The sequence below is a fragment of the Flavobacterium aquidurense genome (assembly GCF_001404985.1).
GTDB classification, from domain to species: domain Bacteria; phylum Bacteroidota; class Bacteroidia; order Flavobacteriales; family Flavobacteriaceae; genus Flavobacterium; species Flavobacterium aquidurense_B.
The window spans coordinates 244,574-262,655 of the sequence record NZ_JRLF01000010.1 but is presented as its reverse complement, the minus strand read 5'-3'; the positions used below and the strand labels follow the sequence as shown (position 1 = coordinate 262,655).

Genomic DNA, 18,082 nt, shown 5'->3' with positions numbered 1-18,082 from the left:
AGCGTTTTTTTTTAAGGAAAAAATCTATGGTAAAATGAAAATAAAAGAAATACAAAGATATTTTCTAAATAATTACCCTATTCTAATAGTTTAAAAACTTATTAAGGCTAGTGACTTATAATACTGACTATAGATTTACGGCAATGCAATAATCTAAAAATATTATTATGACATCTGCCAAACTTTTTATTTTAGGAGAAGAACGAGAATTACTCTCGATAAGTACCAATTATCACAGATATACATGCTTTAGGGGTTCGCCAACCAGCGAAATTATAGGTGGTTTGATAACTCTAAGTTTTGTATCGCAGGAAAATGACGATATTTTCTGGCACAACCTGCTAAAAAAAATCGATCGCACAACGGACCGAATGACAAAAGGAGAAATACATTTTTATAGTAAAGGCGAAGAATATAGCCCAATAAAAAAGTATATATTTAATGATGCTTACATCATATTTTTTTCAGAAATATTCGATGCTGAAAGTTCTCAAAACATGCAAACGGTTTTAACCATTTCGCCTGCCATCCAGAATTATGGTACATCCAGAGATTTTGTACAGTATTGGCAAATATCCCAAATTGAGGATAGTGAGCCGTTCTATTACAGACCTCAAGAAGAAGAGGAAGAAGATACTGCTATGAATGTAAATGGGCATTTTTATACAAAAAATGGTTTTTATTTAGGTAAAATAGGTTCTGGCGATGATGTTTACATAACAAATGAATTAACCTTTTTAGAATTACAAAAAGGAAAAGATGTATCTAAAGATCAGATAATTTATTTTACTGAAATATATAAATTTAATAATGAACAATTATTATATAGAGCACATTGGGTTTATGGTGAAGGTGGTGGTTTTTTTACTGATTATTATGCTCATGCTATAAAAAATTTAAGAAAGCATGGTGTTTGGGGACCTGCTAATAAGCCATATCCTTCAGATGAAAGTATGTACAAACAAAAGATGACTCATAAGGATAAAAAAACAAAAAAGATAATTAACATGTATCCTGGCTATTTTAATGGAACAGATGGAAATATTAATAGTAAGGCTTTTAGTAAGGCAAGAAAAAATTTAATTGAAATCAATTCTCTCATTAGAGCTAATGATGCTATAAAATCAATTATTGGTTCAATTGATGAAACAATAAAAGACCCAACAGATGGTTGTTATCAATGGGTAGGCGGTTCAGGAACAGAAGGTTTACTTAGTAAAAATCCTGATAAAAATAATGCTACAGGCGTTATAAATAAGACAAACAAAATTGACAATGCCAATTTTTATCATACATTTTATAAAATTAAAAAAGAATAAGATCATGTATAACAAAATAATTTTCATAGGGTTATTTATTACCAATATTTCTATATACTCACAGAGTAATAATATCTCAGTACAAAAAATTTACAAAACACTATCTGAAAAAGAAATACAATACGTTCAATTTGAAGATTCATTTAATTTAACCGAAGGAAAGCAAATAAAAAACAAACAAGAAGTTGATTTTTTACTATTGGATATCTGTAATTCTCAACAATTAAAATTTAAAAATTTCACATACAATAATCCAAATCCTCCCTTTTTTAGAGATAGTCTTTTTCTTTTTAATGAAAAATATTGTCTGGATAATTTATTTTATGAAAAAAGATTATTGAAAAGCGAAAAACCTTTGCGACTAAATTATGCTTCGGGTTATACTTTTTTACTTAATTCAAAAAAATATATTTCACTCTTTTTTTGGGATTCAACAATACCAACGTCTAGTTTGAGATATTTTATTATTCTTTTTGATATTAGTGATTTAAAGAATATAAAACCATATTTTTTTAATGAGCAAATGTCATTTACGCCAGATTGTTTTGGAGATTTTAATAATGATGGTGTCTTAGATTTTGCGAACTGGACCTACGGCAATCAATTGGAATGCTTTACCTTGGTGGGAAATAAATTTAAACGAATAAAAAATAAAATTATAATTACTGAAGAAAAATATGAGAATAATTATTCAATTAACTTAATTAAGAGTAAATGGTTTAAAAGATAAAGTATAAATGAACAAAAATTCCAATTCTTTTAGGGCGTCACAAGAAAAGTATACTCTAAAGAAAAATCCAAAAAATAAATATTCTACATCATAAACTATTGCTTTAGAATCAACCGCCGTTTATTTAGGTGCTTTTTTACCTATGCTGCGGCTGTTGTCTCGCTCATAAACGCAGTCTTTTCATTCTGAAAAAACAGATTTTTCACACTTAATTCTAAAATTGATTCACATTCAAATCAAACAACAAGTTAAGTGATATTATATTAGAATAATTAATCGCTGTAATTATGAAAAAATATTATATAATTATTGTGTTTCTAATTGTGAGTAATGTCTTCTCTCAAAATAAAAAATATGATACAATATTGTTTAAAAACATTCAAATTGATGGTCATGAAGTTCTTTTTAAATATAAAAATATTCGGCAGTTAGAGAAATATTTTGGTACGTTAACTAAAAAAGAGAAATTTTCTGAATATGAAAAAGAGAAATTATTAACAATACAAACTAAAGATGCTTTTAAATATTCAAATGCAGAAGTATCTCTGGCAATAATTAGAGATTATGCTTTTGTATATTATTTCAATTTCGACGTTTCAAAAAAGAAATTATTATTAAGCCATAATGGTAAAAAAATAATTTTGTCTGGTAGTTTTAAATTATCTCAATTTAAAACTATTTTTCCTAATTCATATAAAAATGCTTCTGGGCTACCTATTATTCCTTTTGATAGAGCAGCTGGCGTTAGTTTAGTAATCAAAGATAAAAATAAAAAATCTTACTTAAACCTTGCTTTTTATGATGGGAATTTATCTTCTGTAATATTTTCAAATAACCTTATAAATATGAGAGACTAATATATAAAAGCATAAAATCAAATGGATTCAAAAACTGAAACAATGTTTTGGACAACTTTTAAAATTTAAGAATTATGAAATTCCTGTTTTCCATATTTACAATTATTTTGGTTTTTATCTCTTGTAATAAAATTGGTAGTACGAACATTGAAGATATTCCAAAGGATACTATTAAGATACCTGAAAACATTTCTGTAGAAAAGAATTGTCTAGAAAAAGTTCAAGGTTATAAAAATAGATATGGAATCGTATTTTCAAATTATTATAATGATGAATCTTTGGGGATTGATTTTGACAATAATAAAACTATAGATACGGTTACTGTTTTAAAACCCTATTATGAAAACAATATAGATGATTGTTATTCTGATAATTTAGAATTTGATTTTCCTATACTTTTGATAAGTAAAACCATAAATAAAAAAAGTAAAATTTTTAAAATTTTCAAAAACGTTTTGAAATCCAATACTCCTGTTTATTACGAAGAAATAACTACCAATAAAAGTGGTTTTGTTATTTCGAAAGATATTACAGGAAACAATGGTTTTTATACAAAAACTTATGTTTCGTTTAAGTATAATAATTTATACATAGACAGTCTATATGTAGAATCGTGGGGGTTGCATCAATATAAAAAAACAATCAGATTTAGAAATAAAGCTTTTGAATTGTCAAGATATAAACGGACTGATGTTGATTCTGTTAGAAATGTTTTAGATAATCAGTAATCCATGAAAATAATAATTCTCTTTTTCTGCTTAATTTCTGGTTTTGCAAATGGGCAAAATCAAAAATCTACCCACATTCAAAAAAATATAAAATCATGTCGTGTAATTATAAACGATTCGATAAGTGTATTTAAAATTCATGAGAATCTATATAATAATATTGTCGATGTTGTTCTTAAAACTGAAAACATAATTACTACGGAATGTTCAGATAAAACTACAAGTAAAGAACTTGTAGCTAAAATCAATAATTCGCAAAATCCTTTAATCGAAATAAATAAACATGCTATACAAGGTATTAGTATAATGGATTTTACAAATTTAATTCCAAATAAGATTTGTGCAATAAAAAAAGCAAAATACACTATCATAATATTAGAATTATATAATTTTTCATATTCTACAGTTGGTAGTGCTTACATTGATCTTTGTTTTAAAGTCGACACAAATGGGAAGGTTATTGAAAAAAAAATCGTAAAGTCAAAATCATCAATGAAAATAAATAAACTCTATAAAATTTTCTAAGAAACAAAACTTTAAAGACTGATCTTAAAATAGATTCATAGCATTAAAAAATAAAGCAAATTGAGAAACAATGTATAACTTTTTATTTTTATTAGTAACGTCATTTTGTTTTGGACAATCATATAATTGTTTAGAAGAGGGTATTGGGGAAATAATTTCCAATAAAGTAGAGCTAAAGTCAATGAAATATAAGCAATTAAATTATGAGAGAGAAAAAAAATATATTGTTGATAGTAAAGTCAAAATATCTCTATCTAATACTTCTTCATTCATTGAGTTAATTGGAAAAAAAAGAAAAATGTCATTCTCACAAATGACAAAAAATGGTAAAAATATTTTTTTAAATCTTGAAGATGTTTTCTATTTAAAATACAAAAAAGAAATTTTATACATATTTGAATTTAAGACATTATATCAAGGAATTGGGATTAATACTTATAATGTTATTTTTTCTAAAAATAAGGGAGAAATTTTGTTTAAACAATGGAATTCTTCGGGAAATGGAATATCAAATTCTTTTGGAATATCAAAGAATAAATTATTTGTATTAAATCAGATAAGAGATTCTATAAATTATTATGAATTAAAAAATAAGATTATTAAATATCAACATAATTATTCTTCACTCATTAAAATAGATTCCTTAGGCAAGGTTTGTGTACAAAACGGCTATAAATTTTAAATATTTTTATCTATGCTGCGGCTGGTGTCTCGCCCATAAGCGCAGTCTTTTCATTCTGAAAAAAAACAGATTTTTCACACTTAATCCTAAAATTGATTCACATTCAAATCAAACAACAAGTTAGGTGATATTATATTAGAATAATTAATCGCTGTAATTATGAAAAAATATTATATAATATGGTTTTTGTTTATCGCAAGTAATTTAATTTCTCAAAGCAAAAAATACGATACAATAGTATTTGAAAACATTAGTCTAAATAATCATCACTTATTTTTTAGATTAAAACAGATGCCTAATTTAGAAAAGTATCTAAGTAAAATAGAAAAGAAAGTTAATATTTCAACTGATAAAAAAATAATACCATTAACTAAAAAACGACTTGCTATAAATGAATTCTCAAATAAAAACACAATCTTATTTACTACGAAAGACAGTGCTTTCATACACTATTTTAATTTTGAAAAATCTCAACGAGAGATAATTTTAAAATTAAAGAATAAAAAAATAACCTTCTCAAATAATTATAGTTTGTATGAATTTAGAAAGGCTTTTCCTAATTCATACAAACTAGCTAAAGGAATTAACGCAACTCCATTATCAAGAGCTGCATTTATACCAGTCTTTATAATTAGATCTACTAGCAAAGGTTATTTATGTTTTACTTTTTATGATGAAAAGTTAATTGATGTTTTCTTATCTGATAATGAACCTGAAACACCATATTAATTGAGAAGAGATAAAAAAAATAATTATGAAAAAATATTATATAGTTATTGTGTTTTTAATTGTGAGTAATGTCTTTTCTCAAAATAAAAAATATGATACAATATTGTTTAAAAATATTAAAATTGATAATCGTGAATTATTTTTTGGATATAAAAATTTCAAAGATTTAGGGACTATTTACGGGAAATTAAATAGAAATTTTAAAAAAGCGAGTAACATAGAAAAGACTCCTTTACATTATACTTTAAAGGTTGTGAATTCATTTTCTAATGATGAAGTTTCATTATTAATGATTAATGATAAGGCTTTTATAGATTATTTAATTTTGAATTATCTAGAAAAACTGGGGTAATTTATTATAAAAACAAGAAAATTATATTATCTAAAAATCTTAAATTATCTCAATTTAAAAAAGTTTTTCAAAACTCATATAAAAATGCTTCAGGATTACCTGTTACTCCGTTCGAAAGAGCTGCTTTTATATCAGCTTTTATAATAAATAAAAAAAGTATCGGATATATTAGTTTTACATTTTATGATGGAAAGTTAATCTCATTATTTATATCTGATATTAAACCTGAAAAATTTTAAACCAAGAAAAATAAATAGAAGCGATTAATAAACTTGTTCCAATATTGTATTTTTGTTTAATACACAACAAGCGAATAATACACAGAGTATTGTATCTCACAATTGCAGCGTTGTATTTTACAAAAACCGAAAATCTAACGGAATTTTAAATATCTTTGAACTATGAGCACAGCAACAAAACCAAAACATATTGGCAGAAATATTAGCCGAATCAGAGAACTTAGAGGTATGAAACAAGAAGCACTTGCTATGGCGATAGGCACAAGTCAGCAATATATTTCTATTATTGAAGGAAGCGAAAATATTGATGACGAAAAGCTAAAAACCATTGCTGAAGCATTAGGCGTTTCGGCTGAAGCTATTAAAAGTTATAGTGACGAAGGTGTAATTAATTATTTCAATACTTTTAACGCCGAGGCTTTTACTAATAGCCAAGGTGCATTTGGTAGTTATGATCAATTTACATTTAATCCTATTGATAAAGTAGTAGAACTTTATGAGCGTTTGGTTCAGGCAGAAAAAGATAAAGTGGAGTATTTAGAGAAATTATTTAAAGTGAAATAATTTTTTTGAAAAGATATATTTAGAAAAGAGACTTTGTGAGAAGTCTCTTTTTTCATTTTTATAATATCGAATAATTGAAATTTAATAGAATACTTTAGAGATTTTATCGCATTCTATAAAAAACGATAGCCCATATTTGCAATCATAAGTATTTAAAAACCCGCTCTGAAAGAGCTTTTAGCAATAGCATGGTGCAGAGCGCCATGAATGAAAACAATTGTTGTTTTAAGCCCTGAAAGGGAGTGAGCCTAATCTCAAGTTTTATTATAGCTAGATTGTGTGTATTTACTAAATGTTGCTTAATTGCTTTTGCCCTTTCAGGGCAATATTTACCGTTAATTTAGTTCGTAGTGCGATGCACTACACTATTGCTTGCAGGCTTTCAGCCTATTTTAAAGGTTTTTACTAGAAACAAAAAAGCAACCATAAAAGTTGAACTTTTCAATTATCTAATTTTCTAATTGACAAATTATCTAATTTGCAGATTATCCAATAAAATCTGATATTTCCTTCCCACAGGAATAATCTCTCCATTAAACATCGTAAGCGATTTAAACGTTACGGCTGTAATTTTAGTAATGTTTACAATAAAAGATCGATGAACCTGAATAAAATTCGTACTATCAATTTCTGCAGAAATGCTCGAAAGCGAACCGTAAATAATAATGGGCGATTTTAGTTTAGTGCTGTAGAGTTTCATGTAATTACCCAGACTTTCGATATAAATAATATCTGATAGTGGGGTTTCTGTCATTTGTCCGTTTACGCGATGCGAGAGGACTTTTTCATTTGTAGCGGTTTCTTTTTTTGCAGTATTACCTGAAAAGTAAATCTTAGCTTTTTCGATTGCTTTAGTGAATTTCTCGAACGAAATAGGTTTTAGTAAATAATCGATCGCATCGTTTTGATACGCCGAAAGAGCAAAATCAGAATAAGCGGTTGTTACAATCGTGAGCGGTCTTTTGGGTTGCAATTCCATTAATTCTACTCCGGAAATAACGGGCATATTAATATCCAGAAAAATAATATCGTATGTGTTTTCGTTGAGCATTTTTACCGCTTCCATTCCGCTAAAAGCACTTCCGGAATGTTCCAGATCGTCAAATTTAGAGATATGCGATGCAAGCGCCTTATGTGCCGGCGATTCATCGTCTATGATAAGACAGCGGTAGGTAATTGCCATATTTTTAGTTTTACGATAAAGATATTCTTTTCTTTTTTGCAGTTTAGCTCATGTCGTAAACCGTAAACTTCGAGGCGTCTTTTTAGGTTTTCGATTCCAATTCCGGTGCTTGAAAGCCGCGACCCGGATTCGAGATAATTGTTTTTTAAAGTAAAAGACAATTGATTGCATTTTACCTTTAAATCTACATTTATAAAAGGTTCCGGAGTTTCGGCAGAGAATTTAACCGCATTTTCTACCAGAGGCAAAAAGAACAAAGGCGGAATATCGATCGTGTCAAAATCACCGTCAAAATTCTGTGTAACCACAAGGCGTTCGTTCTGAAAAGTATAGTACTCGATGTATTTTTTTATAAAAGCAATTTCTTCTTCCAGATAGACATAATCTTTCTTCGAAGCTTCAATCTGATAGCGCAGCATATCTGAAAGATTCAGGATTCTGTCCGGTAATTTATCAGGATCAGATAAGGATTCTCCGTATAAATTATTCATGGCATTCAATAAAAAATGCGGATTAAGCTGTTGTTTCAAAAACGAAAGTTCTGATTTGAAATTCATAATATCCTTATCGGCATCCATAATTTTTTTAGTAATCACAACATGAATAAAATAGAAAAACATTCCGTTGATAATCAGCGATAATATTTGAAGCGTTTTCAAATTTCCCAAACCAACCAGTGGAAAAAACCAATTCATGAAAAAGTAAAATGAAGTCCAGTAAATGGCAAAGAGTGTAAAAAATGCTTTAAGCCTTTTTTTAAATAAAAAGGGTCTAATGATAAAAATATTAAAGATCGTTACCCAGATAATGCAAGGTAAATATCCAACGGCTATTTTACTGATGATATACGACCAATCGTGACCGTCTAATTTTATTTCGTCATAAACACAGGCCAGAATAACCAAAATTATAAAGGTGTTTACAATGAGGTTTCTAAGAAAAAAGTTCTGATAAATTTTAAGAATCTTCATAACGACAAAAATACTTTAATATTATAGTTTATAGCAGTTTGTGAAGCATAAATTATACAAACGCCATTCGTATAAATGATACGCCACTGGTATAAATATACTATTATAATAAGGGTCTGTAAATTACTTTTGATGCCGGTTTAAAGCTCATTCCAGAAACAATCTTAATTTATTCAAGTTTATGAAATCTAAAATTATTTCGTTAATCGTTGTATTTACGTCTTTGCAAACCATGGCGCAGGAAAAAGAACCGGGTATGAAAACCCTTGGAAAAGCAATAGTTGATAAATTCCCTACGACAAGAACTTTTGATGTACAATATGAACAACTGGGACCTTCAAATTACAACTCGGATTTATTTGGCAACAATTTTGAAAAAGGCCGAATCGAAAGCCATAATAGATTTAAAGCAGCTTTTAATTTGCCTTTTTATGCTTCCGGTTCTAAAAAGTTTGTTATAACAACTTCTCTTCGATATAAATACGAGAGTTATAGTTTTGGCGATATTTATAATTATAGCAGCGCACAAACCTATGCCAGGGACATGAAGGATTATCATTATTGGGCAGGAGCCGTGAGTGCAACTTATATGACATCGCTTTTTAAAAAACCGGTAATCTACAACGCAACAGTAAGTGTAGACGGAAATGAAGATGATTTACAACGATTAAAAGGATTTGTCTCTGCAATTATAGTGCTTAAAAGAACGCCGAGTACAACAATTACCGTTGGAGCCCTGGCATTGCTGGATCCGTCGTCGATTATTCCTGTAACGCCCCTTTTTTCTATGAATCATAAGTTTAAGGATTCAAAATGGGATATGGATTTTATTTTGCCGCAGCGTCTTTTATTCAGAAGGGAATTGTTAGAAAACGGAAGAATTTCCCTTGGAACAGAGTTAAATTCTGAAAGTTTTTACTTAAATTTAAACACCTCAAATTTAAGTGGCGTTTATGAGCTGAATCAGCTGGAATTAAAATCCGGCATCACCTACGAATATTGCTTTACGCCAAAAATCATTGCATTTGTAAAAGCCGGTGTCAACAATGTTCTAAGTACACGTATTACTGAAAAAGGAGAACGTACCAATCGTTATGTGTATGATCATAAAGAAGATGCACAAGGATATGTTAGGGTAGGAATATCTTATAATCTTTTTCAGCGAAAATAATTAGTAGCTAATATTAAATAAATAGTTATGGTTGTTGAGGTTTTTAAAACAAATGTCCAGAAAGAATCAGACAAAAATTATGTTATAGCGGTAATCCAAACCCATTTTCCGGATTATAAAATTAATTTTGATCTCGAAGATTGCGATAAAATATTACGTATCGAAGCCGTTGAACCGCAATGTGATAATATTGTCGATTATGTAAATTGTCTTGGATATACTTGTATTCGGTTAGATTGATTTTTTATTATTTTGTTTTTATAAAGATCTTCAGGGTTTGAAAACTCCTTTAGGAGTGTAATGTTTTAAAAAAAACAAGAACATAATTAAGGTTTAAGCCTAATAGAGGTGACACATTAAAAGAGATAAAAAACAGGTATAAATACGCAGTTAATTATATTATTTTATAAATAGTTTTGTGTGATATTTTCTTCTTAATAATCAGGATATGACAAGTTTTATTTTTTCGCTTTTTCTTTTGCTTTTAGAACAATTCAGCTAATTGTTTAAGTGCTTTATTGTTTCGTAATGCTTTTTTAGATTTGAAAAGGATGATACTCTTTTTGAGCATTATTTTCTACATTTGTGATCTATGAAAAAAGCATTGCAACTCTTCGATTTTACTCAGAAAGTCAATTACAAAAATGAAATTTTAGCCGGTTTAACCGTTGCCATGACGATGATTCCGGAATCATTATCATTTGCTATTTTGGCCGGATTTCCGCCTTTGGTTGGTTTATATGCCGCTTTTATTGCCGGATTGGTTACGGCTATTTTTGGCGGAAGACCCGGAATGATTTCCGGAGGAGCAGGAGCAACCGTTATCGTTTTGATTGCCTTGATGAAATCTCACGGCATAGAATACGTTTTTGCAGCAGTTGCACTTGGCGGCGTAGTCCAAATTTGTATTGGTCTTTTTAAACTGGGAAAATTTATAAGGCTGGTACCACAACCCGTAATGTTTGGTTTTGTAAACGGATTAGCTGTCGTTATTTTTATGTCACAGCTGGAGCAATTTAAAACCATTGTAAACGGACAAGTATCATGGCTGCAAGGCACGCCTTTGTATATCATGCTTGGTTTGGTCGCATTAACGATTGGTATAGTTTTACTTTTTCCTAAAATTACAAAAGCAGTTCCGGCTTCATTAGTAGCGATTATGGTTGTGTTTGCAATCGTACTAGTCTTTAATATTGATACTAAAACGGTTGAAGATATTGCATCAGTTCAAGGCGGATTTCCACCTTTTCATATTCCTAATATCCCAATTTCTTTTGAGACCTTCAAACTTATATTTCCATATTCTGTAATTGTTGCTGCAGTTGGTTTAACAGAAGGTTTGCTTACGCTGAATTTAGTCGATGAAATTACTGGAACCCGCGGAAACAGCAATCGTGAATGTATCGCACAAGGAAGTTCTAATATTTTAAACGGTTTCTTTTTCGGGATGGGTGGCTGCCCAATGATCGCCCAGACTTTAGTAAATCTTTCTGCAGGTTCAAGAGCAAGACTATCTGGAATTATTGCTGCGCTGACGATTTTACTGATCATTCTTTTTGGTGCTCCGGTAATAGGAAAATTGCCAATGGCAGCACTAGTTGGCGTTATGATGATGGTCGCTATTACTACTTTTGAATGGGCAAGTTTCCAGGTTATCAATAAAATGCCTAAACATGATATTTTTGTGGGTATTTTAGTCGCTGTCATTACAATTGTATTGCATAATCTGGCACTGGCAGTTTTGATAGGTGTTATTATTTCGGCACTTGTATTTGCCTGGGAAAGCGCCAAAAGAATCCGTGCACGACATTTTATTGATGAAGCAGGAGTGAAGCATTACCAGATTTACGGACCGTTATTTTTTGGTTCGATCGCTGCTTTTATCGAAAAGTTTGATGTTGCAAACGATCCGGATCATGTGATTATCGATTTTAAAGAAAGTCGTGTCGCTGATATGTCTGCAATAGAAGCACTAAATAATTTAACTAAAAAATACAATCAGGTCAATAAAGTAATTGAACTCCAGTATTTAAGCCCGGATTGTATTACATTGCTTAAAAATGCCGAAGCAGTTATAAAAGTAAACGTAATCGAAGATCCTACTTATAAGGTGGTTTCTTAATTAGAGAATGTGCCAATTTGATAATTAGAGAATGCTATACATTGCGAATATTTATTATCTATAATTTTTAAATTCGTTAAACCTGTCGGGTTTGTTTCGTTATAATTATCAAATTGGCACATTCTCTAATTGACACATTTGTAATTTGTTTGATTTTTGTAACTTTGTCAAATGAAACTGAAAGAAACACTCGAAGATTTTTATACGGTAAAAATAAAAGGAATGCCCGAGAATCTTAAAAAAGAAATTGGTCATTTTAATGTTTTTAAGCTTGATGATTATATCGGGAGCACTTGTAATCCTTTGCCTTATACCAGAAAAGACTTTTATAAAATAAGTTTGATCATTGGTAGAAACAAAGTGCATTATGCTGACAAAGTCGTTGCAATCGAAGATCAGGCTTTATTCTTTGCAAATCCACAAATTCCGTATAGTTGGGAACATATTGATGAAAATCAAACCGGCTTTTTTTGTATTTTCACTGATGCTTTTTTTAGTCAGTTTGGTAATCTAAAAGAATATCCTTTGTTTCAGCCCGGGGGAAATCCGATTGTTCCTGTTTCTGCAGAATTAGCCGAATCTTTAAAGAAAGTTTATTTAAAAATGTTTGATGAAATCAATTCAGATTATGCTTTTAAATATGATGTACTTCGAAATCTGGTGTTTGAGATTATTCATCTTGCTTTGAAAACACAAACTGTAACTGCTTCATTATACAGTAAATCGAATGCTACAATCAGAGTTTCGTCTTTGTTTATGGAATTGCTGGAACGCCAGTTTCCAATTGAATCTATCTCACAGCAAATTAATTTTCGCTCGCCATCTGAGTATGCAAATCAATTAAATGTTCATGTAAATCATTTGAATAAAGCATTAAAGGAAACGACCGGAAAAACTACTTCGCAAATTATATCCGAAAGAATTGTTCAGGAAGCAATGATCTTGCTCAAACAAACCAATTGGAATATTAATGAAATTGCTTTTTGTCTTGGCTTTGAAGAATTGTCTCATTTTATCAATTTCTTCAGGAAAAATACTCAGGTTTCACCTAAAACCTATCGCATAACCGAAATTGTTTGATTTTTGCAACTTATGATTTGATTTCTTTAATTTTTTAGAAGCACTTCGCCAATACCTTTGTTCCTGTAATTAAATCTAAAAATTTAAAATCATGGAAAATAACAAAGTTTGGTTTATCACAGGTGCTTCAAAAGGACTTGGATTAGAATTGGCTAAAAAATTATTATCAGAAGGCTATAAAGTTGCCGCAACCTCAAGAAGTGAAGAATCGTTGATAAAAGTATTAGGGAATGCAACCGGACAGTTCCTTCCTCTTGAAATGGACTTGGTAGATGAAAAGAGCGTTAAAAATGCTATCGAAATCGCTGTAAGTCATTTTAAAACTATTGATGTTTTAGTAAATAATGCAGGTTACGGTTTATTAGGCGCGTTAGAGGAATTAACAGATGCTGAATCCAGAAAAAATTATGAGGTAAATGTTTTCGGGTTATTAAACGTAATCAGGAATACAGTACCATATATGCGTGCAAAACAATCCGGACACATCTTTAATATCTCGTCTGTTGGTGGCTATCACGGAGGTTTTGCAGGTTGGGGAATCTATTGTTCTACAAAATTTGCTGTAGCGGGTTTAACAGAATCTTTATCTGCCGAAGTAAAAGAATTCGGAATCAACGCTACGATAGTATATCCGGGTTATTTTAGAACTGATTTCTTAAAAGACAGCTCTTTATTATTGCCTCAAAACCCAATTGCAGATTATAAAGCCGTAAGACAATCTGAAAGTGCTCATAAGAGCGATATCAATCAAAATCAACCAGGAGATCCTGTAAAATTAGCAGAAGCTTTAATAAAAGCAAGTCAGGACCAAAATCCACCATTACATTTGTTTTTAGGAGAAGATGCTTATAATATGGCGAATCAAAAAATAGAAAGCGTTCAGAGGGATTTAGAAAACTGGAAAGCAGTTTCTATTTCGACTGGGCTTTAATTAGGGAATGTGGCAATTTGATAATGAGATAATTTGTCTTTGTGTCTACTATTTCTTATCGAATATTGAATAGGCTCCAGCTTTAGCTGGAGTAATAAAATAGATTATGAAAAAAGGCTTTAGCCGAACTTTAAGTTTGGCTAAAGCCTTTTTTGTGTATTTAAAAACTCCAGCTGGAGTCTATTCATGTTTTCATATTGTAATATAAATGTAAGATCATGTGTCTCTGAAAATAATTATTTTCAATTTTACAAATTATCTCATTTTCTAATTACCACATTCTCTAATTTCTAAGCGTATTTTTTACATCGCTCAGTTTCCCGTCAACTTGGTCAATTTGCAATCCTAGAATATGAACAATTAGAGGATAAACCGAAACATTTTGAAATGTTTTTACTTCTTTATCAATTTTAAAAGCCGGACCTTTTGCATAGAAAATAGCGTGCATATCTTTTTCGTTATTGTCATAACCATGCGTTCCTCCTTTTATATGTGTACTTTCTTTACTCACTAAACTGTATCCTTTATCTGCTTCAATAACAAAATCGTGAACTCTGGGATTGGTTCCGTAATGCAATCTTTTAGGAACTTCTTTAGATTTCCAGAACTTAATATGTGGTACTTTTTTTAAAGCTATTGCAATAGAATCCTGATAACCCGGTTTTGCCTGAAGACTCATAATTGGGTTAATTACATCTTTGTAACCTAACCATTCCGGTTTGAGATAATCTAAAATTGCTACTTTTTTATCGTTGCTTATATCGGCCATTCCGTGATCTGAAACAATAATTAAATTGATTTGTTTTCCAATGGCTAACTGATCTAATTTTCTGGACAATTCTCCCATAATAGAATCCATTTTGATTACCATTTTTTTATTTTCAGGAGAAAGCGGACCAAAATTGTGTCCTGTATGATCCGGTTCATCAAAATATAAAGTTACCAAATGCGGACGTTGTTTTTCAGGAAGCTGTAACCATTTTAAAACCGTATCGATTCTGGCTCCATATGGAATTTTACTGTCGTAATTTTTATAAATACCAGGATTTCTTTTGTCAATGTCAGAACCTGGCCAAAAGAAAGAAGCTGTTTTTACGCCTTGTTTTTCCGCGACATTCCAAATAGGATTTCCACCATAAAAGCGTGAATCGTTTTTAGCATTGCTTGATAATGAGAATGATTCATTCATAGCCGAATCATAAAAAACGTTATTAATAATCCCGTGATGATCAGGATAAAGTCCCGTTACAATCGAATAATGATTTGGGAACGTTTTACTCGGGTAAGAAGGTTTCATTGATTTTGCATGAACGCCTTCTTTGGCAATTTGCTTTAAATTAGGAAGGTTAAACTGTTTCTGATAATCCCAACGAAAACCATCCATAGAAACTAAAACGACATAAGCATCTTTATTGGATTGAGAATAGGAAATAGAGGTAAGAAGTAAGAATGTAAAAAGTAATAGGCGAGTTGTAAATTTTCTCATTTTGCAATTTTAATAGAAATGCAAATTTACTGATAACCATTTTCAGCAACAAAAACAGAATGTTAAACTAAAGAAAAGTTTGCCACGAATTGCACGAGTCTTCACGAATGCTGTACGTGAAAAGAGTTTGCCGCAGATTAAAAGGATTAATAGATTAATCTGTGAAAATCTTTTTAGTTTGCGACTAAAAAGATATTCGTAAAGATTAGAAAAAATAATTCGTGATAATTCGTGAAATTCGTGGCGAAAAAATCTTTTTAATCCGTACAATCTGTGGCAAAAAAAAACGCCGGATAAAATATCCGGCGTTTCAATTTTTAAGAAGTTAAGAATGATTACATCATTCCTGGCATACCGCCACCCATTGGCATTCCGCCAGCGCTTTCTTCTTTAATATCAATCAATGCACATTCTGTAGTAAGGATCATTCCGGCAACAGATGCAGCATTTTCTAATGCTACACGAGTTACTTTTTTAGGATCGATAATTCCAGCTGTAAGCATATCTACATATTCGTCAGTTTTTGCATTGTATCCAAAATCACCTGAACCTTCAGAAACTTTTGCTACAACTACAGAACCTTCAAGACCTGCATTTTCAACAATAGTTCTTAATGGAGATTCAACAGCGCGAGATACAATCTGAATTCCTGTTGCTTCGTCAGCGTTATCAGCTTTAAGATCAGCTAATGCAGCTTTTGCTCTTAATAAAGCAACACCACCACCAGCAACAATTCCTTCTTCAACAGCAGCACGAGTAGCGTGTAAAGCATCGTCAACTCTGTCTTTTTTCTCTTTCATTTCAACTTCAGAAGCTGCACCAACATAAAGAACAGCAACACCACCAGCTAATTTAGCCAAACGTTCTTGCAATTTTTCTTTATCATAATCAGATGTAGTAGCCTCCATCTGACCTTTAATTTGGTTTACTCTGTTTTTGATAATGTCAGCTTCACCAGCACCACTTACAATTGTAGTGTTGTCTTTATCGATAGAAACTCTTTTTGCAGTTCCTAACATTTCGATAGTTGTATTTTCAAGAGTATAACCTCTTTCTTCAGAAATTACAGTTCCACCAGTTAAGATTGCGATATCTTCTAACATTGCTTTTCTTCTGTCTCCAAAACCTGGAGCTTTTACAGCAGCAATTTTAAGAGCACCTCTTAATTTGTTTACTACAAGAGTCGAAAGAGCTTCTCCGTCAACATCTTCAGCAATAATCAACAATGGTTTTCCTGATTGAGCAACTGGCTCTAAAACTGGAAGTAATTCTTTTAAAGAAGATACTTTTTTGTCGTATAATAAGATGTATGGAGAGTCTAATTCAACTTCCATTTTCTCTGGGTTAGTTACAAAGTAAGGAGAAAGATATCCTCTGTCAAACTGCATACCTTCAACAACATCTACAAAAGTATCAGTTCCTTTGGCTTCTTCAACAGTGATAACACCTTCTTTACCTACTTTAGCAAAAGCAGTAGCGATTAATTCACCAATTACTTCGTCATTGTTTGCAGAGATAGAAGCAATTTGTTTGATTTTATCAGAATCGCTTCCAACAACTTTAGCTTGTTTTGCAAGATCAGCAACGATAGCTTCAACAGCTTTATCGATACCACGTTTCAAGTCCATTGGATTTGCACCTGCAGCAACGTTTTTAAGACCTTCTTTTACGATTGCCTGAGCTAAAACTGTAGCAGTTGTAGTTCCGTCACCCGCTAAATCATTAGTTTTAGAAGCAACTTCCTTAACCATTTGCGCGCCCATGTTTTCTAATGGGTCTTTTAATTCGATTTCTTTTGCAACAGAAACACCATCTTTAGTAACAGTTGGTCCACCAAATGATTTCCCGATAATTACGTTACGACCTTTTGGTCCAAGAGTTACTTTTACAGCATTTGCTAATGCATCAACACCACGTTTTAATCCGTCACGTGCTTCAATATCAAATTTTATATCTTTTGCCATTTTTTATTTGCTTTAGGCAGTAGGCTTTAAGCTTTATGCTTGCTACTGCTGAATTAAGTTTGTTTAATGTTTGATTTGTTTCAGGTTATTTAGTCTTAATTTCTAATACTAAAAACTTAATACATATTTTTTTTAGATAATTGCTAAGATGTCATCTTCGCGCATAATCAAATAATCAGTTCCTTCAAGTTTTAATTCTGTTCCTGCATATTTACCATAAAGTACAGTGTCGCCAACTTTTACAGTCATAGTATGGTCTTTAGAACCATTTCCTACAGCTACAACAGTTCCTTTTTGTGGTTTTTCTTTGGCAGTATCAGGAATAAAAATACCTGAGGCAGTTTTTGTTTCAGCTGCAACAGGCTCAATAAGTACGCGATCTGAAAGCGGTTTAATGTTTAAGGCCATGATTTTATATTTTATAATTATTATAAGTTATACGTTTTATA

Annotated in this window: 19 protein-coding genes; 14 read left to right on the top strand and 5 right to left on the bottom strand. The window is 30.8% G+C overall.

Translation table 11 applies throughout. The annotated features are described in order from the left end of the window. Window positions 1-167: 167 nt before the first annotated feature. The 9 genes from tssD (at window position 168) to RC62_RS09530 (ending at window position 6,725) form a co-directional block, all read left to right on the top strand. Window positions 168-1,319: a type VI secretion system tube protein TssD gene (tssD, locus tag RC62_RS09570; RefSeq protein WP_055094904.1), complete on the top strand. Its 1,152-nt coding sequence runs from the start codon at window positions 168-170 to the stop codon at window positions 1,317-1,319. Window positions 1,320-1,323: 4 nt separating this feature from the next. Beyond that, the gene (locus tag RC62_RS09565; RefSeq protein ID WP_157472460.1) at window positions 1,324-2,049 is read left to right on the top strand and encodes a hypothetical protein; all 726 of its coding nucleotides are present in this window, start codon (window positions 1,324-1,326) and stop codon (window positions 2,047-2,049) included. A gap of 287 nt (window positions 2,050-2,336) precedes the next feature. Beyond that, entirely contained in the window at window positions 2,337-2,906 is a 570-nt protein-coding gene (locus RC62_RS09560; protein WP_055094900.1) for a hypothetical protein, read from the top strand. Window positions 2,907-2,980: 74 nt separating this feature from the next. Further along, window positions 2,981-3,634 carry a hypothetical protein gene (locus tag RC62_RS09555; RefSeq protein ID WP_055094898.1) on the top strand — a complete coding sequence of 218 codons (654 nt, stop codon included), beginning with the start codon at window positions 2,981-2,983 and terminating at the stop codon, window positions 3,632-3,634. A 3-nt stretch (window positions 3,635-3,637) separates the two neighbouring features. After that, on the top strand, window positions 3,638-4,159 hold the full coding sequence (locus RC62_RS09550) for a hypothetical protein (RefSeq protein WP_055094896.1): 522 nt from the start codon (window positions 3,638-3,640) through the stop codon (window positions 4,157-4,159). Between the two features lie 70 nt (window positions 4,160-4,229). Beyond that, complete coding sequence (locus tag RC62_RS09545; RefSeq protein WP_157472457.1) at window positions 4,230-4,841, top strand: hypothetical protein; 612 nt, start codon at window positions 4,230-4,232, stop codon at window positions 4,839-4,841. Between the two features lie 159 nt (window positions 4,842-5,000). Continuing rightward, window positions 5,001-5,570, top strand: coding sequence for a hypothetical protein (locus RC62_RS09540; RefSeq protein WP_055094892.1), 570 nt, complete (start codon window positions 5,001-5,003; stop codon window positions 5,568-5,570). A 25-nt stretch (window positions 5,571-5,595) separates the two neighbouring features. Next, on the top strand, window positions 5,596-5,922 hold the full coding sequence (locus RC62_RS09535) for a hypothetical protein (protein WP_055094891.1): 327 nt from the start codon (window positions 5,596-5,598) through the stop codon (window positions 5,920-5,922). Between the two features lie 401 nt (window positions 5,923-6,323). Continuing rightward, window positions 6,324-6,725 carry a helix-turn-helix domain-containing protein gene (locus RC62_RS09530; protein ID WP_055094888.1) on the top strand — a complete coding sequence of 134 codons (402 nt, stop codon included), beginning with the start codon at window positions 6,324-6,326 and terminating at the stop codon, window positions 6,723-6,725. Window positions 6,726-7,194: 469 nt separating this feature from the next. Here the strand turns inward: RC62_RS09530 and RC62_RS09525 are convergent, their stop codons facing one another. Together RC62_RS09525 and RC62_RS09520 are read right to left on the bottom strand one after the other, a co-directional pair. Next, window positions 7,195-7,908 carry a LytR/AlgR family response regulator transcription factor gene (locus RC62_RS09525; protein ID WP_055094886.1) on the bottom strand — a complete coding sequence of 238 codons (714 nt, stop codon included), beginning with the start codon at window positions 7,906-7,908 and terminating at the stop codon, window positions 7,195-7,197. After that, the gene (locus RC62_RS09520) at window positions 7,878-8,879 is read right to left on the bottom strand and encodes a sensor histidine kinase (RefSeq protein ID WP_055094884.1); all 1,002 of its coding nucleotides are present in this window, start codon (window positions 8,877-8,879) and stop codon (window positions 7,878-7,880) included. The genes RC62_RS09525 and RC62_RS09520 overlap by 31 nt, the downstream gene beginning before the upstream one ends. A 181-nt stretch (window positions 8,880-9,060) precedes the next feature. Here RC62_RS09520 and RC62_RS09515 point away from each other — a divergent pair, with 181 nt between their 5' ends. The 5 genes from RC62_RS09515 to RC62_RS09495 all read left to right on the top strand — a co-directional run bounded on the left by RC62_RS09515 (window position 9,061) and on the right by RC62_RS09495 (window position 14,183). Continuing rightward, complete coding sequence (locus tag RC62_RS09515; protein WP_055094881.1) at window positions 9,061-10,050, top strand: hypothetical protein; 990 nt, start codon at window positions 9,061-9,063, stop codon at window positions 10,048-10,050. A gap of 27 nt (window positions 10,051-10,077) precedes the next feature. Next, entirely contained in the window at window positions 10,078-10,290 is a 213-nt protein-coding gene (locus RC62_RS09510; RefSeq protein ID WP_055094879.1) for a hypothetical protein, read from the top strand. A 352-nt stretch (window positions 10,291-10,642) separates the two neighbouring features. After that, complete coding sequence (locus RC62_RS09505) at window positions 10,643-12,172, top strand: SulP family inorganic anion transporter (protein ID WP_055094877.1); 1,530 nt, start codon at window positions 10,643-10,645, stop codon at window positions 12,170-12,172. Window positions 12,173-12,343: 171 nt separating this feature from the next. After that, window positions 12,344-13,252 (top strand): helix-turn-helix domain-containing protein, encoded by a 909-nt coding sequence (locus tag RC62_RS09500; RefSeq protein WP_055094874.1) that lies wholly within the window; start codon window positions 12,344-12,346, stop codon window positions 13,250-13,252. A gap of 91 nt (window positions 13,253-13,343) precedes the next feature. Then, window positions 13,344-14,183 (top strand): oxidoreductase, encoded by an 840-nt coding sequence (locus RC62_RS09495; RefSeq protein WP_055094872.1) that lies wholly within the window; start codon window positions 13,344-13,346, stop codon window positions 14,181-14,183. A gap of 283 nt (window positions 14,184-14,466) precedes the next feature. Here RC62_RS09495 and RC62_RS09490 read toward each other — a convergent pair whose 3' ends face one another. The 3 genes from RC62_RS09490 to groES form a co-directional block, all read right to left on the bottom strand. After that, window positions 14,467-15,669, bottom strand: coding sequence for an ectonucleotide pyrophosphatase/phosphodiesterase (locus tag RC62_RS09490; RefSeq protein WP_055094870.1), 1,203 nt, complete (start codon window positions 15,667-15,669; stop codon window positions 14,467-14,469). 335 nt (window positions 15,670-16,004) lie between these two features. Next, entirely contained in the window at window positions 16,005-17,633 is a 1,629-nt protein-coding gene (groL, locus tag RC62_RS09485) for a chaperonin GroEL (protein WP_055094868.1), read from the bottom strand. A gap of 132 nt (window positions 17,634-17,765) precedes the next feature. Further along, entirely contained in the window at window positions 17,766-18,041 is a 276-nt protein-coding gene (gene groES / locus RC62_RS09480; RefSeq protein ID WP_012023920.1) for a co-chaperone GroES, read from the bottom strand. Between the last annotated feature and the right edge of the window lie 41 nt (window positions 18,042-18,082).